Source organism: Brachybacterium sp. AOP25-B2-12, assembly GCF_052378625.1.
Lineage (GTDB): Bacteria > Actinomycetota > Actinomycetes > Actinomycetales > Dermabacteraceae > Brachybacterium.
This window is the reverse complement of record NZ_JBQSXW010000002.1, coordinates 153,396-177,770: the sequence shown is the minus strand read 5'-3', so window position 1 is coordinate 177,770 and position 24,375 is coordinate 153,396. Positions and strand designations below refer to the sequence as shown.

17 protein-coding genes are annotated in these 24,375 nt (G+C 72.6%); 10 read left to right on the top strand and 7 right to left on the bottom strand.

The features are described 5' to 3' along the window. Positions 1-59: 59 nt before the first annotated feature. Both ACT3TZ_RS02475 and ACT3TZ_RS02470 read right to left on the bottom strand, forming a co-directional pair. Positions 60-794 (bottom strand): hypothetical protein, encoded by a 735-nt coding sequence (locus ACT3TZ_RS02475; protein ID WP_444581809.1) that lies wholly within the window; start codon positions 792-794, stop codon positions 60-62. 136 nt (positions 795-930) lie between these two features. Continuing rightward, positions 931-2,472, bottom strand: coding sequence for an MDR family MFS transporter (locus tag ACT3TZ_RS02470; RefSeq protein WP_444581808.1), 1,542 nt, complete (start codon positions 2,470-2,472; stop codon positions 931-933). Between the two features lie 460 nt (positions 2,473-2,932). Here ACT3TZ_RS02470 and ACT3TZ_RS02465 point away from each other — a divergent pair, with 460 nt between their 5' ends. Then, entirely contained in the window at positions 2,933-4,615 is a 1,683-nt protein-coding gene (locus ACT3TZ_RS02465; RefSeq protein ID WP_444581807.1) for a hypothetical protein, read from the top strand. A 28-nt stretch (positions 4,616-4,643) separates the two neighbouring features. Here ACT3TZ_RS02465 and ACT3TZ_RS02460 read toward each other — a convergent pair whose 3' ends face one another. Next, positions 4,644-6,005 (bottom strand): MATE family efflux transporter, encoded by a 1,362-nt coding sequence (locus tag ACT3TZ_RS02460; protein ID WP_444581886.1) that lies wholly within the window; start codon positions 6,003-6,005, stop codon positions 4,644-4,646. 290 nt (positions 6,006-6,295) lie between these two features. Between ACT3TZ_RS02460 and ACT3TZ_RS02455 the strand changes: the two genes are divergently transcribed. Further along, positions 6,296-9,688, top strand: a complete 3,393-nt coding sequence (locus ACT3TZ_RS02455; RefSeq protein WP_444581806.1) for an efflux RND transporter permease subunit — start codon at positions 6,296-6,298, stop codon at positions 9,686-9,688. Positions 9,689-9,752: 64 nt separating this feature from the next. Then, entirely contained in the window at positions 9,753-11,948 is a 2,196-nt protein-coding gene (locus tag ACT3TZ_RS02450; RefSeq protein WP_444581805.1) for an MMPL family transporter, read from the top strand. A 95-nt stretch (positions 11,949-12,043) separates the two neighbouring features. On the opposite strand, the gene ACT3TZ_RS02445 is transcribed toward ACT3TZ_RS02450, so the two are convergent. Together ACT3TZ_RS02445 and ACT3TZ_RS02440 are read right to left on the bottom strand one after the other, a co-directional pair. Next, a complete protein-coding gene (locus tag ACT3TZ_RS02445) occupies positions 12,044-12,829 on the bottom strand; it encodes a ferritin-like domain-containing protein (protein WP_444581804.1) in 786 nt (261 codons plus the stop codon). Continuing rightward, positions 12,819-13,835 (bottom strand): hypothetical protein, encoded by a 1,017-nt coding sequence (locus ACT3TZ_RS02440; RefSeq protein ID WP_444581803.1) that lies wholly within the window; start codon positions 13,833-13,835, stop codon positions 12,819-12,821. The genes ACT3TZ_RS02445 and ACT3TZ_RS02440 overlap by 11 nt, the downstream gene beginning before the upstream one ends. A gap of 181 nt (positions 13,836-14,016) precedes the next feature. Between ACT3TZ_RS02440 and ACT3TZ_RS02435 the strand changes: the two genes are divergently transcribed. From ACT3TZ_RS02435 to ACT3TZ_RS02420, 4 genes are all read left to right on the top strand, one after another. Further along, complete coding sequence (locus tag ACT3TZ_RS02435) at positions 14,017-15,933, top strand: hypothetical protein (protein ID WP_444581802.1); 1,917 nt, start codon at positions 14,017-14,019, stop codon at positions 15,931-15,933. A gap of 161 nt (positions 15,934-16,094) precedes the next feature. Beyond that, complete coding sequence (locus ACT3TZ_RS02430; protein WP_444581801.1) at positions 16,095-16,409, top strand: GNAT family N-acetyltransferase; 315 nt, start codon at positions 16,095-16,097, stop codon at positions 16,407-16,409. A 34-nt stretch (positions 16,410-16,443) separates the two neighbouring features. Next, a complete protein-coding gene (locus ACT3TZ_RS02425) occupies positions 16,444-16,941 on the top strand; it encodes a mycothiol transferase (protein ID WP_444581800.1) in 498 nt (165 codons plus the stop codon). Then, positions 16,934-17,701 carry a class I SAM-dependent methyltransferase gene (locus ACT3TZ_RS02420; RefSeq protein ID WP_444581799.1) on the top strand — a complete coding sequence of 256 codons (768 nt, stop codon included), beginning with the start codon at positions 16,934-16,936 and terminating at the stop codon, positions 17,699-17,701. Before ACT3TZ_RS02425 ends, ACT3TZ_RS02420 begins: the two co-directional genes overlap by 8 nt. Before the next feature lie 82 nt (positions 17,702-17,783). Here the strand turns inward: ACT3TZ_RS02420 and ACT3TZ_RS02415 are convergent, their stop codons facing one another. Together ACT3TZ_RS02415 and ACT3TZ_RS02410 are read right to left on the bottom strand one after the other, a co-directional pair. Beyond that, the gene (locus tag ACT3TZ_RS02415) at positions 17,784-19,274 is read right to left on the bottom strand and encodes a peptide MFS transporter (RefSeq protein WP_444581798.1); all 1,491 of its coding nucleotides are present in this window, start codon (positions 19,272-19,274) and stop codon (positions 17,784-17,786) included. Positions 19,275-19,481: 207 nt separating this feature from the next. Then, entirely contained in the window at positions 19,482-19,955 is a 474-nt protein-coding gene (locus tag ACT3TZ_RS02410) for a DoxX family protein (RefSeq protein WP_444581797.1), read from the bottom strand. A gap of 230 nt (positions 19,956-20,185) precedes the next feature. Here ACT3TZ_RS02410 and ACT3TZ_RS02405 point away from each other — a divergent pair, with 230 nt between their 5' ends. The 3 genes from ACT3TZ_RS02405 (at position 20,186) to ACT3TZ_RS02395 (ending at position 24,372) form a co-directional block, all read left to right on the top strand. Next, the gene (locus ACT3TZ_RS02405) at positions 20,186-20,974 is read left to right on the top strand and encodes a hypothetical protein (protein WP_444581796.1); all 789 of its coding nucleotides are present in this window, start codon (positions 20,186-20,188) and stop codon (positions 20,972-20,974) included. 182 nt (positions 20,975-21,156) lie between these two features. Continuing rightward, positions 21,157-22,542, top strand: a complete 1,386-nt coding sequence (gene dnaB, locus ACT3TZ_RS02400) for a replicative DNA helicase (RefSeq protein ID WP_444581795.1) — start codon at positions 21,157-21,159, stop codon at positions 22,540-22,542. A gap of 180 nt (positions 22,543-22,722) precedes the next feature. Beyond that, positions 22,723-24,372 carry a TIGR04028 family ABC transporter substrate-binding protein gene (locus ACT3TZ_RS02395; protein ID WP_444581794.1) on the top strand — a complete coding sequence of 550 codons (1,650 nt, stop codon included), beginning with the start codon at positions 22,723-22,725 and terminating at the stop codon, positions 24,370-24,372. Positions 24,373-24,375: the final 3 nt, after the last annotated feature.

The window sequence follows — 24,375 nt, the reverse complement described above, 5'->3', positions numbered from 1 at the left end:
ACGACGAGACGCCATGCACCCGGCGGGGTGCACGGCGTCCCGGGAGCGGAGAGGTCCGTTCAGGCGGTCTTCGTGACGACGGGTGGCCCCACCGCGATGTCGTTGGCGTAGGTGTTGCAGCCGTTCGAGGCCTCGTAGGCCGTGGCCGTGGTGAAGGTCCACGAGTACGTGAAGGTGTAGGTGTTCGCCGAGGGCACCGTCAGGGTGGCACTGCGCGATCCGGATCCGAACTGGTTGGACGACGCATTGCCGATCGGGGCGACGACAGCAGCTCCGATGGGCGTGGACGTCCCCTGGTCTCGCGTGGCCGTGAGCTGCAGGGTGGAGCCGACGGAGTTGTACGTCAGGGCGACCCAGTCGAAGCTCACCGTGTACGACCCGGCGGCCAGGCAGAGCGTCCTGGAGTACGTCAGCGTCGAGTTCGCGCGCGACGGATCGGGGTCGCCCACGACCGTGCCGCCCTCGGGGGCCAGCGAGATGGAGTTGGTCGGCGAGGGGCGAGAGAAGCAGTTGGTGGTCCCGTTCCAGCCGTTCTGGCTGTAGCTCGAGGCCCAGCGCGGGGCGGTGGCGCCGCCGTAGTACGACCCCGTGGAGCCCGCGCTCCATCCGTTGGCGCCCTGAGCGGAGCCGAACGAGAGCTGCTGCGTGAGGGTGGAGCCGGTCGCGGGGATGCAGCCCGACGCCGCGTACGCGGGCACCGAGGCGCCCATGATCACGGTGGGGACGGACCACGCGGCACCTCGCGCGAGGGTGCGTCGGGAGGGGTGCCGGGGCGGTGCAGCGGGAGACGTCATGGATCCTGTCCAGGGGTCGTGCCGGGCAGGCGGACCAGGGACGACGGGGCGCCGTCGACGGTCGGCCGAGAGACCCCTCCACGGTAGCCAGTCCCCCGTCTCACGGGCACCTCAGAGGCGCATCGCGTTGTGCAGATCACGCCGAACGGTGGCCGACCGCGCCGTGCTCGACCTTCCCGGGTGCCGATTCGTCCCGTTCGTGGTGAACGGTCCGATCCTCGTCCGGGGCGTCGTCCTTGCGCAGCCAGATCGCGCACACGACCCCGGCCAGCGCCAGGCACGCCGCGACCACGAAGGTGCGTCCGGTGCCGGTCGCGATCGCCTCGAGGTCTCCCGCACCGGTCCGTCGGGCGCCGGCCGCGACCACGGACATGATCGTGACCATGGTGGCGGTGCCTGCCGCACCGGCCACCTGCTGCACGGTGCCCACGATCGCCGAGCCGTGGCTGTAGAGCGACGGCGGCAGGGAGCCGAGCGAGGAGGTGAACAGCGGGGTGAAGACCAGGGCCAGGCCGCAGGAGACGATGACGTGGGCCGCCAGCACCGTCCACGGGGCGGTGTCCGTGGAGATGGTCGACAGGATCAGCAGGCCCGCCGCGACCAGGACCAGCCCGGGGATCACGAGGGGGCGGGGGCCGACCCGGTCGTACAGGCGTCCCACGAAGGGAGCCGCGAGACCCATCAGCAGCCCTCCGGGCAGGAGCATCAGACCGATCGACAGGGTGGGCAGGCCCAGCACCTCGGTGAGGTAGATGGGCAGGAGCACCACCATGCCGAACAGCGACCCCATCGTGAGCACCATGAGCACGGTCGCGGCGGCGAAGGTGCGATGGGTGAAGGTGCGCAGGTCCAGCAGGGCGCGGTCGGTGCGCTGCAGGCGCAGCTGGCGCAGCACGAAGATCGCCAGGACGACGACGCCCAGGGCGATCTCGCCGATCGCCCAGCCGAGCTCCGAGGAGCCGCCGTCGGCGCTGCCCTCGCCGCCCATGCTGCTCATGCCGTAGACCAGCGCACCGAAGCCGACCCCCGAGAGGATCACCGAGAGCACGTCGACCTTCGAGTGCGAGGTCTCGCCGACGTTCTGGATGCGGCGCAGTCCCAGGGCCAGGGCCGCGGCCGCGATCGGCAGCACCAGCACGAACAGGAAGCGCCACGGCAGCACCGAGAGCACGAGGCCCGAGATGGTGGGGCCGACGGCCGGCGCCACCGAGATGACGATGGAGATGTTGCCCATGATCCGTCCGCGGAGGTGCGGGGGCACGAGGTTCATGATCGTCGTCATCAGCAGCGGCATCATGATCGCGGTGCCGCTGGCCTGGACGACGCGGCCCAGCAGCAGGGGGACGAACGCGGTCGAGACGGCGCAGATGGTGGTGCCCACGAGGAACAGGATCATCGCGGCCGTGAACAGCGTGCGGGTGCTCAGACGCTGGATCAGGAAGCCCGTGATGGGGATGACCACGGCCATCGTCAGCATGAACGCCGTGGTCAGCCACTGCGCGGTGCCCGCCTCGAGGTGGAGGTCGGCCATGATCGAGGGCAGGGCGACGGACAGGATCGTCTCGTTGAGGATGACGACGAACGAGGAGACCAGCAGGAGCGCGATGACGAGGCGGTCGCGCGGGTCGAGCCGGGTGGGAACGGAGGGGGAGGACGCGGGGGCGGGCGACGAGGTCACCCGGCGATCCTACGAGCGTGCCCGGTGGTGCCGACAGGGGGTTTCCCCGGGGTGGCGGCCAGGCCGGAAGACCGTTGTGGACAACCGCCGAAAAGACGCCTGACCAGCGTGCCCCATCGATCTTCCCGCGCCGCGGTGGCACGCGTGCGGGGGTCCTCCCCCCTATCCTGTGGCGGGTATCACCACCACGGATGACGGGCGCCGCACGCCCGGCGAGGGGACGGGCATGAGCCAGGGCACGCACGGGGACGACGGCACGCACGGGGGAGGAGCCCCGCGGCCGGGCGGCGGCTGGGGCGCACCTCCGCCCTCATGGCAGCAGGGACAGCCGCAGCCGCCGGATCCCCAGCAGTCGGTTCCTCAGCGGTCAGGTCCGCAGCAATCAGCCTCCCAGCAGCCGGCCCCCCAGGAATCGGGTCCGCAGTGGCAGGTGCCCGGCGCACGTGCGGGGGCGGGCCCCGTGGACGTCCGTGCCCAGCTCACGAGGCTCGGGATCGTCAATCCCCTCGGGGGGCTCCTGGTCGCGGTGATCGCCTACGTCGCGGCGAGCATCGTCGCCGTCGTCCTCGCGGTCTCGACGTACCTCGCGATGGTGCTCTCCGCCTCGTCCTCGTCCGGCACGACCTCGGGCCCCTCGAGCGGCGGGGGCACGACGGATCCCGCGGGCGGCGACGGGGCCTTCGAGCTCCTGCGCGGGATCCTCGGCATCCCGGCCCAGCTGGTCGCCTCCGGGACGTTCGGCTCGTACCGGATCGATGTCCAGGCCGGCTTCCTCTTGTCCGGCGGCGGTTCGACGCGTGCCCTGCCCCTGGCGATCACGGCCACCATCGTGCTCCTCGGATGGTTCGGCGGGCGCTTCCTGCGCCGACGCCAGAGCGGCGCGAAGCTCCTCGGGATGGCCCTCACGGCCTGCGTGTCCGGCCTGCTCCTGGCGATCGTCACCACGGCGATCGCCCGGATCCTCGCCTTCAGGATCGCCACCGACGACGTGTCGGTCTCGATGCACGCCGCCGGCTTCGACGCCTTCTTCGGGGCGTGGTTCCTCCTGGGCGGCGCACTGCTGCTGGGTCAGCTGAGCATCGCCGAGCGCCCCCGATGGTGGTCCACGGCGGCCGAGGCGACCGCCGGACCGCGCCTCGCTCTGGTCCATCTCATGGCGTACTCCGCAGCAGGGATCCTCGTGCTGTCGGTCGCCGTCGTGGTCCGCGGATTCGTCGACGGGACCCCGGCCCAGGGGCTGGCCCTGATCCTGCTGCTGCCCGTCGCCATCGGCCAGGTCGTGGCGTACCTGGCAGGCTTCGGGGTCCTCGGGTCCGTGCACTACCGGGTCTTCGGGTCCGTCCCGCTCGCGGATTCCACGGTGCGCGAGGACCGATGGCTGTGGCTCTTCACCCAGGACGCGAACGTGCCGACCTTCACGGACCCGCCCTGGTACCCGGGCCTGCCCTGGTTCGTCGGGGTCCTGCTGCTCCTGGTGGGGCTGGTGCTGATCGCGGTGATGGGCGCGCTGTGGGGCCACGGGCGCCGGATCGCTCCCCGGAGCGTGCCGGCGCTCGTGATCTCCTGGATCACGCTCCCGGTCGCGTACGGCCTCGGTGGGATCGTGCTGCTGATCCTGGGTGCCGTGTCCCTGGACGCCGGGCTCGCGGGTCTGGGATCGCTGTCCGCGGGGATCCATCTCGGGCCGTGGCTGCCGCTCCTGACCGGGATCGTCGGTCTGCTGGTGGAGGTGTCGTCCCGGGTGCTGGGCCCGGCGACGGGACGCGCAGGCCTGGGTGCCCTGCTGGGCTGGTTCCGACGCCGTCAGGTGCCGGTCGAGAGCGGTGTCGCTCCGACGCTGATCCCGAGCGCGTTGCGCGGAGGCGTCGGGGGACGCGGGGGCGGCTCCGGAGGTGGCTTCGGGGCGACCCAGCACCAGGTTCCGCCGCAGCCATGGCAGCAGGGGACGGCCGCCGGGAGCCCTTGGTCCCCAGGGCAGGGAATCGCCCCCGGGACCCCCGTGCCTCCCCACGAGACCCGGACCCCCGGGCCTGCGCCTGCTCCAGGGCCCGAGCCCGGAGGCGGCTGGCGCCCCGTGGACCAGCACGGACCGGGCGACGGCGGGTCCGGGCACGGGGGTCCCTCGGCGGGCCACCGCGGGTGATCCCGGCGTCGATGGCGCCGCGCCGCCGTCACGCCCCGACGCGCATCCACCGGTCCGATCGCACCCGGATCCCCAGGGCGATCGCCCGGGCCACCAGGAACAGCAGGTTGCACGCGACCCACAGGGCCGCCAGACCCAGCGGGCCCCGGGGGCCCCACCACGCGACGAGGGCGGCGCCGGGCATGACCGCCAGCGCCGTGAGGACCCCTGCGCGCGCCAGGTAGGGGGCATCGCCCGCGCCCATGAGCACCCCGTCCAGGACGAACACGTAGCCGGCGATCGGCTGGGCCACCACCAGCACCCACAGCGCGGCACGGAGATCGGCCTGGACCAGGGGGTCGGGCGTGAACACCTGGGGCGCCGCGTAGCTCGCCGCGAGCAGCAGCACCCCGGTCGCGAACCCGCCGCCGACGCCCCACACCATGAGCCGCCGCGTCACGGCGTGGACGGTTCCGGTGTCCGAGGCCCCGAGGTAGCGGCCCACCAGCGCCTGCCCCGCGATCGCGAGGGCATCGAGCGCGAGGGCGAGCAGGTTGAACACCGTCGAGGCCAGCTGGTGGGCCGCCAGCTGCGTGGACCCCAGGCCCGTCGCGACGAACACGGTCACCAGCAGCACGGCGCGCAGGGACAGGGTGCGCACGAACATCGGCACCGCCTCGCGTCCGGCCGAGGCGACCGATCGCAGCTGCGGGGCCAGCCGCACGCGCTCTTGGCGTGCGGCCCGTGCGACGGCCGCCAGCAGCACGATCGCCATCAGCCACTGCGCGACCACGGTCCCCGCGGCCGATCCCGCGATCCCCAGGCCCATGCCGAAGATCAGCACGGCGTTCAGCGGGATGTTCAGCGCCGCCCCGCCGACGGCCACCACGAGCGGCAGCCACGCGTTCTGCAGCCCCCGCACCAGGCCCGTCGCGGCCTGCACCGCGAGCATCGCCGGGAGGCCCAGCGCACTGATCCGCAGGTACACGTGCGCCTCGGCGAGCACCTCGGGCGCAGCCCCGAACAGCGCCAGCAGCGGCTCGCCGAACGGCACCAGCACCGCCGCGCACACCGTGCCGATCCCCAGCGCGAGCCAGGACGCGTCCACGCCGCGGGCGATCGCCTCGGATCGTCGGCCCGCGCCGAAGGCCCGCGCGACGGCAGCCGTCGTCGAGTACGCGAGGAACACCGACAGCCCCACCACCGTCGTCAGGACCGTCGCCGCGAGCCCCAGGCCCGCCAGGGCGGGCGTCGAGACGCGCGCGATGAACACGGAGTCGACCAGCACGAAGAGGGGCTCGGCCACGAGCGCGCCGAGCGAGGGGATCGCCAGGCGCAGGATGTCGCGGTCCACGACGCGGCGGGCGGCCCCGTCGGGGACGGAGGGACTGGGCTCGGACACGCCCTCCATTGTGGTCGGCGCGCGCGGACCCGCGGCGACCACGACGTCCGGATGTGACCCACTCCCGCACCGCCGTCCGTGACCCCGTCCACGGGCGCGTCCGCATGCCGCCCGTGAGGGAGCGCGCCTCGAGGCCCGCGACCCCGCCCACATCTCCGCCCTTCGTCGTATGGGCGCGGGGCCTCCGGCGTGGTCGAATGGTGCGCGGGGACGGTCACCGCCTCGCCCCGGGCGCGCCAGGACCCGCTCCGCCCGTCGTGCGCCGCCCGCGGCGCGCGATGTCACGACAGGAAGAACCCATGCGCCGCCTGGCGATCCTCAGCCTCCGCAACCGCTCCTTCATCGCCCTGGTCTGCATCGCGGTGGCCCTCATCGGCGCCCTGTCGATGTCGACGCTGCGCCAGGAGCTGATCCCCTCGGTGTCCCTGCCCCAGATCCAGGTGGTCACCACCTCACCGGGCGCCTCGAGCGAGCAGGTCGCCTCGCGGATCAGCGGGCCGATCGAGCAGTCGGTGCGCGGCCTCGAGAACGTCGACTCGACCACCTCGATGTCCCAGCCCAGCGTCTCCATGGTCACGATCGAGCTGAAGTACGGCACCGACACGGCCCGCAGCGCCAACCAGGTCGACGCGGCGCTGGCCCGGATCAAGGACGACCTGCCCGACGGCACCGACCCGCAGGTCATCGCCGGAGGCTCCGGAGACATCCCGGTCGCCGTCCTGTCGATCTCCTCGGACAACGAGCCCGCGACCCTGGCGCAGGGGCTGCGCGACGACGTCGTGCCCGAGCTCGAGCGCGTGGAGGGGGTCTCCTCGGTCGTCGTGGCCGGTGCCCCGACCCAGATCGTGCGGATCACCCCGGACGCCCAGGAGCTCGCCTCCCGCGGGCTGACCACCGCCGACATCAAGACCGCCCTCGATGCCAACGGGCTGTCCGTGCCCGGGGGGACGATCACCGACGGAGATCGCTCCCTCGACGTCACCATCGGCACGCAGCTGACCTCGATCGAGGACCTCCAGGGCATCGCCCTCCTGCCCGCCGAGGGCGGTCAGGGCGGTCAGCAGGACGCCACGACGCTGGGCCAGGTCGCCAAGGTCGAGCAGACCCAGCAGGCGGCCACCTCGATCTCCCGCACCGACGGCCGCGAATCGCTCGTGCTGGTGGTCACCGCCACCGCCGACGGCAACGTCGTCGACGTCTCCAAGGGCGTCGAGTCCCGGCTCGACGAGCTCCTGCCCGGCCTCGGCGGCGACGCCAAGAGCACCGTGGTGTTCGACCAGGCGCCGTTCATCCAGAAGTCGATCCTGTCCCTGGCGGAGGAGGGCCTGCTGGGCCTCGTCTTCGCGATCGGCGTGATCCTGCTGTTCCTGCGGCAGCTCCGCCCGACGATCGTCACCGCGATCTCGATCCCCATGTCGCTGCTCATGGCCTTCGTGGGGATGCTCGTCTCGAACTACACGCTGAACATGCTGACGCTGGCGGCGCTGACCATCTCCATCGGGCGCGTCGTGGACGACTCGATCGTCGTCATCGAGAACATCACCCGCCACCTCACGTACGGCAAGGCCCGGGCCCGCGCCATCATCGACGCCGTCGGCGAGGTCGCGGGGGCGGTCACCAGCTCGACGCTCGCCACGGTGATCGTGTTCCTGCCGGTCGCGGTGGTCTCGGGCATGGCCGGCGAGCTGTTCCGCCCGTTCTCGCTGACGGTCGCCATCGCGATGCTCTCCTCGCTCATCGTCTCGCTGACCATCGTCCCCGTCCTCGCGTACTGGTTCCTGAGGGCGCCGCGCAAGGCCGCCGTGCCGACCGACCCCGACGACGCCGCCCAGGTCAAGGCCGTGCGCGACGCGGCCGAGGCCCGTGAGTCACGGTCCCTGCTGCACCGCCTGTACCGCCCGGTGCTGGGCTGGACCCAGGGGCACCGGGTCCTCACGATCCTCCTGGCCGTCCTGGTGCTCGTGGGCACCGGGTTCCTGGTCCCCGCGCTCAAGATCAACTTCCTGGGCGACTCGGGGCAGAACCTCGCCTCCTTCACCCAGACCCTCCCGGCGGGCACCACCCTCGACGAGTCCTCCGACAAGGCCGCACAGGCCGAGAAGGTCCTCAAGGACGTCGACGGCGTCGACAGCGTCCAGACCACCATCGGGGCGTCCGCCTTCGGACCCGCGGGCGGGGCGGGCGGCCAGACCAACGAGATCAGCTACTCGATCACCACCGACCCCGACGCCGACCAGGAGGCCCTGCGGGACACGATCCTCAAGAAGCTCCAGGGCCTGCCCGACGCCGGGGACGTCGAGGCCCAGCAGAGCGGCGGTGCGACGGGATCCTCGACGGTCGACATCCAGATCACCGGGCCCACCGACGATGCGCGGCAGAAGGCCAACGACGCGATCCTCAAGCGGCTGGATCCGCTGCCCTCGGGCGTCTCCAAGGTCGAGAGCGACCTGCAGGCCGATCAGCCCACCGCGGTCATCACCGTGGACCAGACCGCCGCCGCCCAGCGCGGGCTCACCGAGCAGGCGGTCGTGGGCCTCGTCGCCCAGCAGCTGTACCCCTCCTCGATCGGGAGCATCACGATCGACGGGGACTCGCTGCAGGTCTACGTCGAGCAGGGCACCGAGCCCATCTCGACCCTGGACCAGCTGCGGGGGATGCAGATCGCGGGCATGCCGCTGACCGACGTCGCCCGGGTCGACGAGCAGAACTCGCGGCCGCAGATCGTGACCCAGGACTCCCGGGAGACGGTCACGATCCAGCTCACACCCTCGAGCGACAACGTGGGGGCGGCGACGACCGCCGCGCAGTCCGCCGTCGACGGCGCGACGCTGCCCGATGGCGCCAAGGCGACCGTCGGCGGCGCCTCGGCGGACATCGGCGACACCTTCGGCCAGCTCGGCATCGCCATGCTCGCCGCGGTCCTGCTGACCTACGTGCTGCTCGTGTGGATCTTCAAGTCGCTGATCCAGCCGCTGATCCTTCTGGTGTCGATCCCGTTCGCGGCGACCGGCGCCCTGGGGCTGCTGGTCATCACGCAGGTCCCGCTGGGGCTGCCCTCGATGATCGGCCTGCTCATGCTCGTGGGCATCGTCGTCACCAACGCGATCGTGCTCATCGACCTGGTCAACCAGTACAGACGGCACGGCATGGGGCTCGAGGAGGCCGTGACCACGGGCGCCTCGAAGCGTCTGCGGCCGATCCTCATGACGGCCGCGGCGACGATCTTCGCCCTGCTGCCGATGGCCTTCGGGATCACCGGGGAGGGCGGGTTCATCTCCCAACCGCTCGCGGTGGTCGTGATCGGCGGGCTCGTCTCCTCGACCCTGCTGACCCTCGTGATCGTCCCGGTTCTCTACCGGCTCGCCGAGGGCCCGGGGGAGCGCCGTCGCCTGCGCCGGATCGCCGAGGGCCGGGGCGACGAGGACGGGATCCTCGCCGCGACCGAGGGGCTGTCCGGGGAGACGAACCCCGCGGAGGATCACCGGCCGGCCCACGCCGCGTCCGGCTCCGCCGCGGCACCCACCGCGGCCCCGGCGCACGAACACCTCGGGGCGCCCGCGGTGGGCGATGCCCCCGAGCACGGCTCGGGGATCGACCATCCGGGCCGGCACGCGACTCCCCGTCCCACCGGCGGCGCCCCGACCCATCGCGCCGACGTCCCGCCCGTGGAGCCGCCCGGCCGCCCCGAGTGATCCGGGCCGCCCTGCGTGATCCGGGGCGTCCGGCCCGGTGCCCGCCGGATGCGAGGATGTGCCGATGAGCGCTGATCACGGCACGTCCCCCACGCACCGGGCGCCGGGCGAGGCGGTGGACCGCAGGCCTCCGATCTGGCTGCGGGTGCTGCTGCCGGTCGTGCTGATCCTGGTGTGGCTGGCCGTGTTCTCCCTCGGCGGCATGTCCTTCGGGAAGATCGGCGACGTCGCGACGAACGACCGCTCCTCGTTCCTGCCCGCCTCCGCGGAGTCCACGCAGGTCCAGGAGCGTCTCGGGGAGTTCCTCGGCGAGGACACGATCCCCGCGATCCTCGTGGTCGAGCGCCCTGGCGGCCTGACCGCCGCGGACACCTCGGCGCTGGAGGCCGTCGCCTCGGGGGCCGGCGCGGCCGTGGCCCCGGGCGTCGACGTGCAGGTCTCCCCGGTCCTGCCCTCCGAGGACGGCAAGGCCGCCGAGCTCGTCGTCGCCGTCCCCGCGGGCATCGAGCCCGAGACGGCCGTCGCCGCCCTGGACGCCCTGGCCGCCGAGCAGCTTCCCGAGGGGCTGGACCACTGGGTCACCGGCCCCGCCGGGTTCAGCGCCGACCTCGTGGACGCCTTCGGGGGCATCGACGGGCTGCTGCTCGTGGTCGCCCTCGCCGTGGTGTTCGTGATCCTCGTGATCGTCTACCGCTCCCCGCTGCTGCCGGTGCTGGTGCTGCTGTCGTCCATGACGGCCCTGTGCGCGGCGGTGCTGGTGGTCGTCGCGCTCGCCCGCGCCGACGTCCTCACGATCAACGGACAGATCCAGGGGATCCTCTTCATCCTCGTGATCGGCGCCGCGACCGACTACAGCCTGCTGTACGTCGCCCGCTTCCGCGAGGAGCTGCGCGACGTCCAGAGCCCCGTCACCGCGACGCTGCGGGCGCTGCGCGGGACCATCGAGCCGATCGCCGCCTCCGGCGGCACCGTCATCGCGGGCCTCCTGTGCCTCATGCTCTCGGACCTCGTGTCCAACTCGGCGCTGGGCCCCGTGGCGGCGATCGGCATCGCGATGGCGATGGCCACCTCGCTCACCTTCCTCCCGGCGGTGCTCGCCCTGGTCGGGCGCGCGGCGTTCTGGCCGCGGCGCCCCCTGCCGGGCTCGGAGCATCCCCGGCTCACCGGGGACGGCGCCCGCGGCCTGTGGCCCGGGATCGGCCGCCTCATCGCCCGCGCCCCCCGACGCATCGCCGCGGGCGTGCTGATCGTGCTGGTCATCGGCTGTGCGGGCCTGGTGCGGCTCGACGCGAGCGGCGTCCCGGCGAGCGAGTTCGTGCTGGGGGACAGCCCCGCCCGGGACGGCCAGGCCGTCATCGCGGCGCACTTCCCCGGCGGCAGCGGGACCCCCACCTACGTCATCGCGCCGGCCGATCAGCGGGCCGATGCCGCCCGCGTCCTCGCGGACGCCGACGGGGTCAGCACCGTCGCCCTGGCCGCCCTGGACTCCCCTTCGGGATCGATCCCGGTCGACGCCACGGGCGCCGGGCCCGCCCAGGGGCCCTTCGCCGGAGCGGAGCCGACGGAGGTCGACGGCGACCTGCTCTTCCAGGTCACGCTCACCGACGCCGCGGACTCCCTGGCCGCCGAGGGCACCGTGGAGTACCTGCGCACCGACCTCGCGGGAGCGGGCGTGGACCCCCTGGTGGGCGGCACCACCGCCACCGACCTGGACACCAACGCGACCGCGGAGCGCGACCGCACCGTCATCATCCCCGTGGTCCTGGCGGCGATCACCGTGATGCTCATGCTGCTGCTGCGATCCATCGTCGCGCCGCTCATGCTGCTGGCCACCACGGTGCTCAGCTACGGCACGGCGCTCGGCGTCGCCGCCGTCGTGTTCCACCTCATCGGCCAGGGCGCGAGCGACCCCGTGGTGCCGCTGTACGGGTTCGTGTTCCTCGTGGCGCTCGGGATCGACTACAACATCTTCCTCATGAGCCGGGTGCGCGAGGAGTCCCTGGTCCACGGCACCCACGAGGGCGTCCTGCGGGGCCTCGGGCTCACCGGCGGGGTCATCACCAGCGCCGGGATCGTGCTCGCCGCGACCTTCGCGGCGCTCGCCGTGATCCCCATCCAGTTCCTGCTGCAGCTGGCGATCATCGTGTCCTTCGGCGTGCTGCTGGACGCGCTCGTCGTGCGCTCGTTCCTGGTGCCGGCGCTCACCTATGCCATCGGCGACCGGGTGTGGTGGCCCGCGAAGGTGCCGCGTCGGCGCTGAACCGGTGCGCCGGGGAGGCTCTGGGGTTGCGGAGGCCCAGCAGGAGACGCTGAGGCACCAGTGCCTCAGTTCCCCAGCGCCCCGGTGGCGCAGGCTCAGGCGACGCCGAGGCTGCGGAACGCCGAGCGGAAGATCGTCACCCCGTCGAGCCCGGGGAAGCGCTGGATGCGCTGGTCGAGCTTGTCGAGATCGTCGTGGCGGTGCTCGAACAGGTGGGTCATGACGGCCTTGACCTCGGACTCGTCCATCATCCCGGAGCCCACGGGCTTCCACACCTTGGACAGGATCAGCCGCACCAGCTTGCGGGCGTTGGAGGAGTTCTCGAGCCGCTCGCGGGCCTGGGTCGTGTAGAAGGCGACGTGCCGGGTCTCCTGCTGGGCGATCCGCTTGAGCAGCGGCGTCAGCACCGGATGGTCGGTGAGCTCGGCCAGGCGCCGGTAGGCGGCGACGGCCGACAGCTCGTTGGCGGCGCCCCACGTCATGTGGACGGCCACGAAGTCCTGGCCCACGAGGTTGGTCAGCAGAGACTGCTTCATCGGCCCCAGCGCGAGCTGCCAGCCGAGCTTGACCCGCTTGGCCTTGAGCTCGTCGTAGTCGACGATGATGTCGTGCTCGGCGAGCACGGCCGCCAGAGCCTCGCCGTGCCAGAACTCCTCGCGGTTCCACATCGTCATGAAGCCGCCGGCGGCCTCCTCGCGGTGCGAGGGGGTCACGAGCATGTCCCGCAGGAAGCACGAGGTGTGGTACTCGACGTCGCACATGTAGCGCAGGGACCGGAGCGTGTCGGCATCCAGCGGCTGGGACCGGAACAGCGACAGGTCGAGGTCCTCCCACCGCACGCGATCCGAGGTCTCGGCGAAGCGTTCGAGGTCAAAGGCCACGGGTGGCATCCCTTCGGGCGGGACGGGGGGAGCGGCCGGTCAGGCGCCGCAGGGGGGCCAGGGCCCGGGAGAGCGTACCGCGCTCACGGCGGGGCGGCAGGAGGTCCTGCACGGCCGCGATGGCCTCGGCGAGGTCGGCCCGCGCCGCGGCCGTGCGGAAGATGCTCGACAACGCGCGCCGCTCGTCGGTGTCGGGGACCCCGACGATGCGCAGCGGAGCCCAGCCGGTGCCCAGGTGCACGCGGGCGGCGGCGGCCTCGGCGCGGGAGCGGGAGATCCGGGCGGCGGCCTCGGTGCGGAAGAACTCGACGACGGTGTCGCGACGGTGCACGATCTCCGAGACGACCCGGTGGGCCTCACCCGACAGGCGGGGCAGCAGCGCACGATAGGCCGCCTGCAGGGCGCTCTCCTGCACGGCCAGGCGCGCCATGTGCCCGGCGACGACGGGCTCGCCGACGATCGTGGTCCAGATCGGGGCGACGACCGGCAGGATCCGCTCGACGTACAGCCCGCGGAGCCGCCCGCGCAGGCCGCGCCGCGGGGCGCGCGGCACGTCGCCGTCGGCGGTCAGCAGATCCCGTGCGGCGCGCGCGAACCAGAAGCGCTCGTAGGCCCAGGTCGCGATGAAGGCTGTGATCCGCGCCTCATTCGAGGTCCAGGTGGTCAGGACCGCGCGGGTCTCCGAGAGACCTGCGGAGTCCAGCCGCCACACGAACGCGAGATCGCGGCGCAGGGAGTCGTCATGCGGATCGGCCCCCATGGGGGAGGCGGTCCCGAGGTCGACAGGGATCCTCCCGCGGGCCGCGTGGACGTACGCGTCCACATCGAAATCCGTCCTCAGCACCGTCGGAGCGGCGGCGTCGGAGTGCAGGCGACCGTTCCGGTAGCCAGCGAGCACAGTGTCCGCCGAGGGCTCCGTGGTGAGCTCGTGACCGTGGTCGCCGGACACCCCGGTCCCGGGGTCGCCGGGGTCGTCCGTGCCATGGGGCACCTGGGGGTAGGTCACCCGTCCATTGTGCCGCACCCCCGGAGGCGGTCGATGGGCCGACCAGGCGACGTGGCACACACCCGGTAGCATTCGGCAGGTGCCAGGAACTCCCTCTCCCGGCCCCGAGGATCGTCGGCGGCGGCCGGATCCCCCCGCGCCCCCCGTCGCACAGGTTCGGACAGTTGGTAACGTTCCGGACATGTCCTCGCCCGGTGCCACTCCCACGTCCGGGGGCGGGCGCGACGAGCCGACCGGGCCGGCCCAGCACGCCGACGTCATGTCGCGCGTCCGCGATGCCCTGCGCCCCGCGAACCTCCCCCTGCCCTACCCGTGGAGCGTCCTGGAGGCCGCCCACCGGATCCGCGACCTCGGCACGCAGCGTCGCTTCCGGGAGGCCGGGGTGCTCGCCGACGCCTTCGCGGTCGAACCCGCGGACCTCCCCGACCGCGTCGAGCTGCTCCAGTCCTACGCCCACGTGCTGACCCTGGCCGGCGAGGACGCGGCGGCCTCGCGGGTCCAGCGGGAGATGGTGGGTCTGCTCGATGGCGCCGGGCGCCACGACCACGCCCGCGCGCTCCTGGTGGCGCTGGACCTCCCGTCCCGTCCCGCCGCGCCGAGCCGCGGGGCGCGCGCCCACGGGCGCCGGCGTGCGGACCCCCTGGCGGCGGTGGACCGCGAGGAGGTCGACGACGCCGTCCTCGTGGTCGTCGAGGGGCTCGTCCACGGCATCCCCGACCCGGGCGCGCCCCGGGTGCTGGAGTCCTGGCAGCTCGAGCGTGAGGAGGGACGGATCCTCTCGGCGATCGAGGCGCTCGCGGCCGTCCAGGGCGAGGTGGTGGGGGACCCCGAGCCGATCCTGCGGCTGCGCCTGGCCAAGGTCCTCGAGCTGGAGGGGCGGATCGAGGAGGCCTCCGAGCAGGCCGGCCACGTCCTGGACTGGTTCGCCGAGCGCGGGCACCGCGCCGACCCCACCGACATCGGCCGCAGCGCGCATGGGGCCCGTACGATCCTGGCCCGCACCCTGCGCGAGACCGACCCGCGCCTGGCCGCCGAGCACGCCCTGACCGCGCTGCACGGGCTGCGCGAGGTCGACGAGCCGACCCTGCGGGCACGCCTGGCCGCGGACCTCGTGCTGGACCTCGTGGCGGCCGGGCTCGGGCCCGAGGCCGCGTACGCCTCCCGACGCCTGGCCTCGCTGCTGCAGGCGGTCCCGCGCGAGGAGGATCGCGTCCGCCCGCTGCTGGTCGTCGCCGCCCAGCGGATCCAGGCGGGCCGTGAGGACGACGCCCTCGCGCCGCTCTCCCAGGCACGCCGGATCGCCCGGCACGAGCACGACCACCTCTCCGCCGTGCGGGCCGATCAGCTGCTGGGGCAGGCGCACCGCCGGGCCGGTCGCACGGACGAGGCGATCTCCGCGCTGCGCTCGGCGGCACGTGAGGCGCGCTGGCTGTCCGACGACCTGCTCGCGACCGATGCGGTGCGCGGCCGCTTCCTCGTGGCCGAGCTCGAGGCCCGCGCCGTCGTGCAGCGCCTGGCCCTGGACGCGGGACGCCACGCCGACGCCGACGCCGAGGGCGGCGAGATCATCCGCCGGGCCGAGCGCAGCGGCGGGGCCTCCGTGATCCCCGACGCCGATCTGTGGGATCACGTGGTCGACGCGGTGATCGGCCGCATGATCGCCACGGGCCTGGGCCTGGCCTCGGGTGCTGAAGGCGTGGACCGGGCGCTGTACGCCCACAGGCGCCGCGAGGCCCGCCGCCTCATCGACGCCGTGCCCGACGGCCACGAGGAGCGCGCCCGGTTCTGGTCCGTCTACCTCACCGACCGGGACGCGGCGATGCTCGATGCCCAGGGCCGCTGCGAGGAGGCGCTGAACTCCGCGACGCGCGCCCTGGACGGCTGGCGCCGTCTCGGCGAGGACGCCCACCTGCAGCGGATGGCCGCGGAGGTCTCGCGCCTCACGCTGCGCGTGCGTGGTGACGGGGCGCCGTCGGAGGGCGAGGTGGGCGGCAGCGGCGGTGCCGGCGCCACCGGAGGCACCGGCGGCGGGATCCCGCGCCGCTCCCACGGGGGCGCGCCCCCGCAGCCGGGCGTCGACGTGGGCCTGAGGCCGTGACCTCGCGTCCGTGACGGCATCGTCCTGCGGGGACGGTGGTGACGGGGCGTCCAGGTCGCGCCCGGGACGGGACCCGCGGCGAGGGTGGAACGGGTCCGGAGCGCTCCGGACCGGAGCACGCCGATCTGGAACACTGGGCGCTGCCGTGCCCCACCCAGCGCATGCGCATCACCCCCGTGCGAGGAGACCCCATGAGCTTCGAGATCCGTGACCTGCCCGATGAGGACCGTTATGAGGCGTACGAGGGCGAGGAGGAGCTGGGCCTGCTCACCTACCGGCGTGCCCGGGGGCGGCTCGAGCTGATCCACACCGTGACCGATCCCGACCAGCGGGAGCGGGGGGTGGCCTCCGCCCTCGTCTCGCGGGCCTTCGCCGACGCCCGCTCGCGCGGCGAGAAGATCCTCATCATCTGCCCCTTCGTCGAGAGCTGGCTCGAGCGCCATCCCGAGCAGGGGGACATCGTCGTCGGCGATTGAGCCGATCGTCGACCCCTGGGCGTAGCGTGAGGCCATGACCGCCGTGGACCTCCTCGCCGATGCCGCCTCCCGTCCGCTCGAGGCCGTGCGCGCCCTGCGCCCGCACCTGAGCCCCGAGACCCTCAACGCTCACGTGGGCACCCAGCCCAACTCCGTGGCCTGGCTGCTGTGGCACCTGGGTCGCGAGATCGACGCCCAGGTCGCCGACCTCGGCGGTCATGAGCAGGTGTGGATGGCCCAGGGCTTCGATGAGCGCCTGGGCCTGGGAGACGGGATCGGCTACGGCCAGAGCGCCGCCGAGGCCCGCGCCGTGCGCTCCGAGGACCCCGATGGCCTGCTGGACTACGTCGCCGCTGCCACACGGTCCCTCCAGGACTACCTCGGCACCCTCCAGGACTCCGCGCTCGACGAGGTGATCGACGACCGGTGGGACCCGCCCGTCACCCGCGGGGTGCGTCTGATCAGCGTCATCGACGACGCCGCTCAGCACGCCGGGCAGGCCGCCTACGCCCTCGGTGCCCTCGATGACTGACGGCTCCTCCGGGGACGCCGACTACGCGCGGATCGGCGAGGGCTACGGGCAGTACCGCCGTCCCGAGCCCGCCTTCGAGGAGGCCATCGCCGTCGCGCTCGGTGAGGCCCGTACGGTGCTGAACGTCGGCGCCGGCGCCGGGTCCTACGAGCCCCGGGATCGCGAGGTGACCGCGGTCGAGCCCTCCGCCTCGATGCGCGCCCAGCGCGACCCCTCACTGCCCCCGGCGATCGACGCGACCGCCGAGGACCTGCCGTTCGCCGACGACACCTTCGATGCCGCCATCACCACCTTCTCCGTGCACCAGTGGGGTGCGCTCGAGCGCGGCCTCGCGGAGCTGCGGCGCGTGACCCGCGGACCGGTCGTCGTGATGACGTGCGATCCCGCGCGTCTGGACCGCACGTGGCTGGCCGAGTATGCCCCCGAGATGATCGCGACCGAGGCCCGGCGCTACCCGGCGCCGGCCCGGGTCGCCGCCGCGCTCGGGGGCAGCACCCGGGTGCTGGACCTGCCCATCCCCGCCGGATGCCGGGACGGCTTCAGCGAGGCGTACTTCGGGCGGCCCGAGATGATCCTGGACCCGGGGGCGCGTCGCGCCAACTCGGCGTGGAGCTTCGTGGATCCCGCCGCCCAGGAGCGGACGGTCGCGCGGCTCGAGGCGGATCTCGCCGATGGCACCTGGGACGCGCGGCACGGGGCGCTGCGCACGCAGCAGTCCTTCGACGGCTCCCTGGTGCTGATCGTCTCCGAGCCGGAGTGAGGCGCCGTCGCGGACCGGGCGTGCTCGCACCGACGTGACGCACGGTCATCGGGCGGGCGCATCGCGGCGGGCACGCTCGGGCTCAGCGCACCCCGCGCATCGCCCGCAGCACGGGCTTGGACAGGGCGAGCATGACCAGGCCGATCACGATGGTCGCGCCGCCGCTGATCCCGAAGTACGCCCACTCGGTGTCCTCGGAGTAGAACGTCGACAGGGCCCCGGAGAGCGACGTCCCCAGGGCGACCGCGAGGTAGTACAGCGCCATCATGAGCACGGGATAGGCGCGCGGTGCCAGCCGCGTGGTCAGCGACAGGCCCACCGGGGAGATCGACAGCTCGCCGCACGTCGCGACGAACATGATGAGCACGACCCACAGCACGGGCACCTGCGCGGCCGGGACCATCGGCAGGAACAGCACGAAGGAGACGCCGATCGCGAGGATCCCCATCGCGAACTTCACCGGGGTCACCGGCTGGCGGCGACCGAGCCTCGTCCACAGGATCGCGAAGATCGGCGCGAGCACGATGATGAAGAACGGATTGAAGGTCTGGACCCAGGAGATCGGCATCTCCCAGCCCAGCACCGACCGGTCCATCCGCTGCTCGGAGTAGACGGTGATGACCGTGAACTGCTGCTGGAACAGCGCGAAGAACGCCGCGGTGCCGATGAACATCGGGATGAAGGCGCGGACGCGGCTGCGCTCATCGGCATCGACCTTGCGCGAGCGCAGCAGGATCCCGAACAGCACCAGGGCGGCGACCACCGAGACGCCCACCAGCAGGTCCGCGAGGTTCCCGGGGTTGATGACCCCCAGCAGCACGAGCACGGCCACCACGACGACCAGTGCCGCCGCCGTGCCGATCCACAGCGGGTACTGCGAGCGCGGCAAGGGATCCGGGACCCGCGAGGCGGAGGCCGGCAGCCCGCGGCGGGCGATCGTGTACCAGACGAGACCGATCGCCATGCCGACCGCGGCGGCGCCGAAGCCCCAGTGGAACCCCCACTCGCTCTGCAGCAGTCCCGTCAGGAGCGGCCCGAGGAGGCCGCCGACGTTGACGGCCATGTAGTAGATCGAGAAGCCGGCGTCGCGCCGGGTGTCCTGAGGCGAGTACAGCTCGCCGACGATGGTGGCCGAGGTCGACTTCACGCCGCCCGAGCCGATCGCCACGCACAGCAGGCCGATCACGAGCCCGGGGGCGCCGGGCACGAGGGCCAGGGCGATGTGGCCCACCATGATGAGGAAGGCGCTGGCCCACAGGGTGCGCTCGGGGCCCAGGATCCTGTCGGCGACGAGGGCGCCGACGATGCAGAAGACGTACACGGCACCGCCGTAGGCGCCGACGATCCCGGTGGCGACCATCTGCTCGATGCCCAGGCCGCCCTGGGTCATCGCGAAGTACATGTAGATCGCCAGGATGCCCTGCATGCCGTAGAAGCTGAAGCGCTCCCACAGCTCGAGGCTGGCCATGGTCGACAGCGGGCCGGGCTGCCCGAGGAAGCGGCGGTCGAGGGTCTCGGTGCCCGGATCGGGGGAGTGCTCGGAGAGGTCCTGGGGCCGGCGGGGAGTGGTCACGGCGAGCCATCGTCCCCGTCGTGACCCTGGGGATCCAAAGGACGGACGTCCCCACGGAGGGTCCGCGCGCTGCCCGATCCATGTCGGTGGGCGCTGTGACCAGCGGGGACGTCCGTCCTGTGTGACAAACGGGTCAGTCGGCGGTGCGGGGCCCGCAGGGGCCGCGCCGAAGTCCCGGTACGGGGAGCCCGGAGCCCGGGTGTGCGATCAGGCGGTCTCGCCGGTCGCGGCGGAGGCGGACCTGCGGCGGGCGCCGCGACGGCCTGAGTAGGCGTGATCCACCGAGAGGCGACCGGGACCGGCCGCGGCCAGCGCCAGCGCTCCGGCGCCGAGCACGCCGACGAGCTCCCAGCCGCCCTGGTCGATGAACAGGCCGTTGGAGACGTGCACGAGGATCGCGGCCACGACCATGTCGAGGGTCAGCAGCACGCCGACGATCGGCGTGAGCAGGCCGACGATCAGCAGGATCCCGCCGATCAGCTCGAGGTAGGCGATGAACGGCGCGGCGAGCTCGGGCAGGGGGACGCCCAGGCCGCGGAAGTTCTCGGTGACCCCGGCGATCCCGAACTGGTCGATCTTCTGCCAGCCGTGGGCGACGAAGACGACGCCGAGGACGACGCGGGCGATGAGCAGACCGATGTCACGCACGGTCGAGGAGCGGTGGGCGGCGGCGATGGCCATGGGAGATGTCCTGTCCGTCGGGGGAGGTGGATCCACCACGGTAGGTGAAATGTCAACGAATCTGCAAGGGGGGCTGGTCGTGCCGGGGTGTCGCGGAACGGGGCGGTGGGGAGGGCGCGGCGTGCGGGACGCGTGGACGCGGGGTGCGGCGAGCGGGGCTCTCGTGCGCATGTCGTGGAGTTCGTGGGGTGGTCCGGGTGCGGGGCTCGAGCCGTTCCTACGGTCGGGTCATGGACTCCTCATCCGCCCCGGGCGGCGATGTGGGCGGCGGTGCCGACGCCCCGGTCGCCCCGGTGCTGCGGTGGATCGGACGCCTCGGCGGGCTCGCCGTCGTCGTCGCCCTCACGACGCTGGCCGTCGTCGGCGTCCTGGCGCACCACATCGGCCCGGTGCCGCTGTGCTTCCAGGACTGCACGGAGGCGGACGTCCACGACCCCTGGGAACGGGAGCGGTGGATCGCGGTGGGGGCTTTCCTCGCGGGTACGGGGCTGCTCGGTGTCGGGTGGGCGCTGACCGGCGTGGGCAGGCCCGGCGAGGGAGCCCGTCGGGGACCGCTCGGCGGCGCCCGTGACGGGACGGGGCGTCGATCCGTGGGCGGTGCGGCCGTCCCGGGCGTCCTCCTGCTCGTCCTCCTGTTCCTCGAGGCCGTCCACGGCCCGGTGATCGACGCGGCCTCGGAGCTCTCGACCGCGCTGGGCCTCGGGGCCCTCCTCGCGCTCGTGCTCGCCCGCGCGATCGTGATCTGGGGGCAGCTCCGCCGGGACGGCGGGTCCTCGCGGGCTGCCTGGTACACGGCGGCGCCTGTGGCGGTGGTGGGCACGGGGGCCGGGATCCTGGCCGTCGGCGTGCTCGGCTCGCTGCTGGGCCATGCGGCGGGAACGGGGGCGTCGCCGCCTGTGCTCGTGGGGTCCGCGGTGCTGCCGGTGGTGGTGAGGTGGGCCCTCCTGGTCACCTGCGTCCTGGCGGTCGACCGGGTGATCCGGGAGGTCCGCCGGCCGGGCGGGAACCATGATCGCTGAGCGCGGAGGGCGCGACGGACCCGGAGACCGCACGAGGCCGCAGCAGCATGCGACGACCGCACTCGGGCTCACGCTGGTCATCGGCTCCCCGGCGGTGCTCCTGGTCACGGGAGGCCACCTCGGCCGTCGGGCCGCGACCATCCGGGTCCTCGACCGTCGGCCCCCGTCCCTAGACTGTCCCGGTGACTGAGAACGCTGCCTACGAGACCGGTCCCGATCGTGGGCTGGAGCGCACGCCCCCGCAGGACCTCTCCGCCGAGCGCGGCGTGCTGGGCGGGATGATGCTGTCCAAGGACGCGATCGCCGACGTGGTCGAGAACGTCGTCGCCTCGGACTTCTATCGCCCCGCGCACGAGCTCATCTACGAGGCGATCATCGACCTCTACGGGCGCGGCGAGCCCGCGGACCTCGTGACCGTCTCGGACGAGCTCACCAAGCGCGGCGAGCTGCAGCGGGTGGGCGGCGGCGCCTACCTCGCCGACCTCATCGACATGGTTCCCACCGCGGCCAACGCCGGCTTCTACGCCGAGATCGTCGCCGAGCGGGCGACGCTGCGCCGCCTGGTCGAGGCGGGCACGCGGATCGTCCAGCTGGGCTACGCGACCGACGGCGGCGAGGTCGACGAGGCCGTCAACGAGGCCCAGGCCCAGGTGTACGCGGTCACCGAGCGCAACCAGTCCGAGGACTTCGTGGCCCTGGGCGAGGTCATCCTGCCCACCGTCGACGTCATCGAGGCCACCCAGGGTCGCAGCGGCGACGTCACCGGCATCCCCACCGGCTTCAAGGAGTTCGACGACCTCACCCAGGGCCTGCACCCCGGGCAGATGATCATCTTCGCCGGGCGCCCCGCGATGGGGAAGACGACGCTGGGCATGGACGTCATGCGCAGCGCCGCGATCCAGCACGGCAAGGCCGCCTGCCTGTTCTCCCTGGAGATGGACAAGACCGAGATCACCATGCGTCTGCTCGCCGCGGAGTCGCAGGTGCCCATGAGCCGCATGCGCGACGGCTCGATGGACGATCGCAACTGGCAGTCCCTGGCCCGCTCGATGTCCCGAATCTCCGACGCGCCGCTGTTCATGGACGACAGCGCCAACATGTCCCTCATGGAGATCCGCGCCAAGTGCCGCCGCCTCAAGCAGAAGCACGACCTCCAGCTCGTGGTCATCGACTACCTGCAGCTCATGAGCTCGGGCAAGCGCGTCGAGTCCCGTCAGCAGGAGGTCAGCGAGTTCTCCCGTGCCCTGAAGCTTCTGGCCAAGGAGCTCGAGGTCCCGGTCATCGCCATCTCCCAGCTCAACCGTGGCAGCGAGCAGCGCACGGACAAGAAGCCCATGATGAGCGACCTCCGCGAGTCCGGCTCGATCGAGCAGGACGCCGATCTCATCGTCCTCATCCACCGTGAGGACTACTACGAGAAGGAGTCGCCCCGCGCGGGCGAAGCCGACCTCATCATCGCCAAGCACCGCAACGGCGCGACCGCGACCATCCCGGTCGCCTTCCAGGGCCAGTACTCCCGGTTCCAGGACATGGCCCAGGGCGGGGGCGGCGGCGGGTACACCGCCTGACGGAGCGCAGGGCACCGAGAGTGCGCGCACCGAGACGTCGATCACGTGGGCGCACGTGCTCCCGCCTGGGATTGTGTCGGCCGATGGCGTTTGTGTCTTGGGGGTGCCCAAAGCCGTGCTTGCATGGCGGCAGCGCGGCTCGACACGACGCCGTCGCTCCACCGTCGTGAAAGGCCCCTCATGTCGCCGTCCGCCATCTCCCGCCGCACCCTCATCGGGGGCTCCCTCGCGACGCTGACCCTCGCCGCGTGCGGCAGCTCCTCGGGAGGCGCGACCGCCGCATCGGGGGACCCGGTCAAGGGCGGCACCCTCACCTACCTCGAGCACCAGGCGTACTCGACCCTGTACCCGCCGGCGGGCGGCTTCTACCCCAACGGCGCGCTCGTCAACAACGTCACGGCCCGCCTCCTGCACCAGAAGCCCGACACCCTCGAGCTCGAGCCGTGGATCGCGACCGCCCTGCCGGAGATCAACGACGACGCCACGCAGTTCACGTTCACCCTGCGCCCCGACGTCACCTACTCCGACGGCTCGGCCCTGACCGCCGAGAACGTCGTGAAGAACTTCGACCTGTTCGGCAAGGGCGATCCGGCGCGCAAGCTCACCATCTCCGAGGCCATCAACAACTACGACCACGGCGAGGTCGTGGACGACCACACCGTCTGCTTCCACTTCTCGGCCCCCGCCCCGGGCTTCGCGCAGGCCACCTCGACGATCAACTCCGGGCTCCTCGCGGACTCCTCCCTCGCGCTGGACTCCGACGGCTTCGGACCCGGCAACGTCGCCACGATCATCGGCGCCGGCCCCTTCGTGTTCGAGTCCGAGAAGGTGGGGTCCCAGATCGTCCTGAAGGCCCGCGAGGAGTACGCCTGGGCGCCGCCGTCGGTGTCCAACCAGGGACGCCCCTACCTCGACACCGTCGAGATCGTCATCGCCGGCGAGGACAGCGTGCGCATCGGCTCGCTGGTCTCGGGGCAGGGCAACATCGCCCGCCAGATCGAGCCCCAGAACGAGAAGCAGGTCGAGGGCGCGGGCATCTCGCTCCTGTCCGCGCAGACCAACGGCGTCAACAACGGCTTCTTCTTCCGCTTCCGCCATCCGCTGCTCGAGGACATCCGGGTCCGCCAGGCCCTCATCGCGGGGATCGACCGCGACGAGGTGCTGTCCTCCCTGTACTCCAAGCACTACCCGGAGGCCACGTCGTCCCTGTCCAAGACGGCCCTGGGCTATGCAGGGCAGACCGACGCCTACGTGTACGACGCGGACCGTGCGGCCTCCCTCCTCGAGGCGGCCGGATGGGTGGCCGGCTCCGACGGGATCCGCGCGAAGGACGGCACCCGGCTGCACCTCGTGGTCAACGAGGCGCTGCCCCAGCCCCGCTCGCGGGACCTCGTGACGCTCGTGGCCCAGCAGCTCAAGAAGATCGGCGTCGAGCTCGAACTGTTCCAGGGCGACCAGGCCGCCCAGGACACCGCCTCCAACGACCTCGACACGATCCAGGTGCGCCACTCGATGGTCGGCCGCGCGGACTACGACGTCATCAAGAGCCAGTTCTCGATCAAGAACCGCAACGTGCTGCTCAACGCCGACGACGCCGGCAACCCGGTCGACGCCCAGCTCGAGGACCTGCTGGTCCAGGTCGCCTCCGAGCCCGAGGCCGAGGCGCGGGCCGCGGCCAGCGCCGCGGTCCAGAAGCACCTCACCGACAATGCATACGTGCTCCCGTTCTTCGAGGAGCCGCAGGTCTACGGCGTGCGCAAGGAGGTCGGCGGCTTCGCGGTCGAGTCCATCGGGCGCCCCGACTTCTCGGGCACCTGGGTGGCGAGCTGAGCC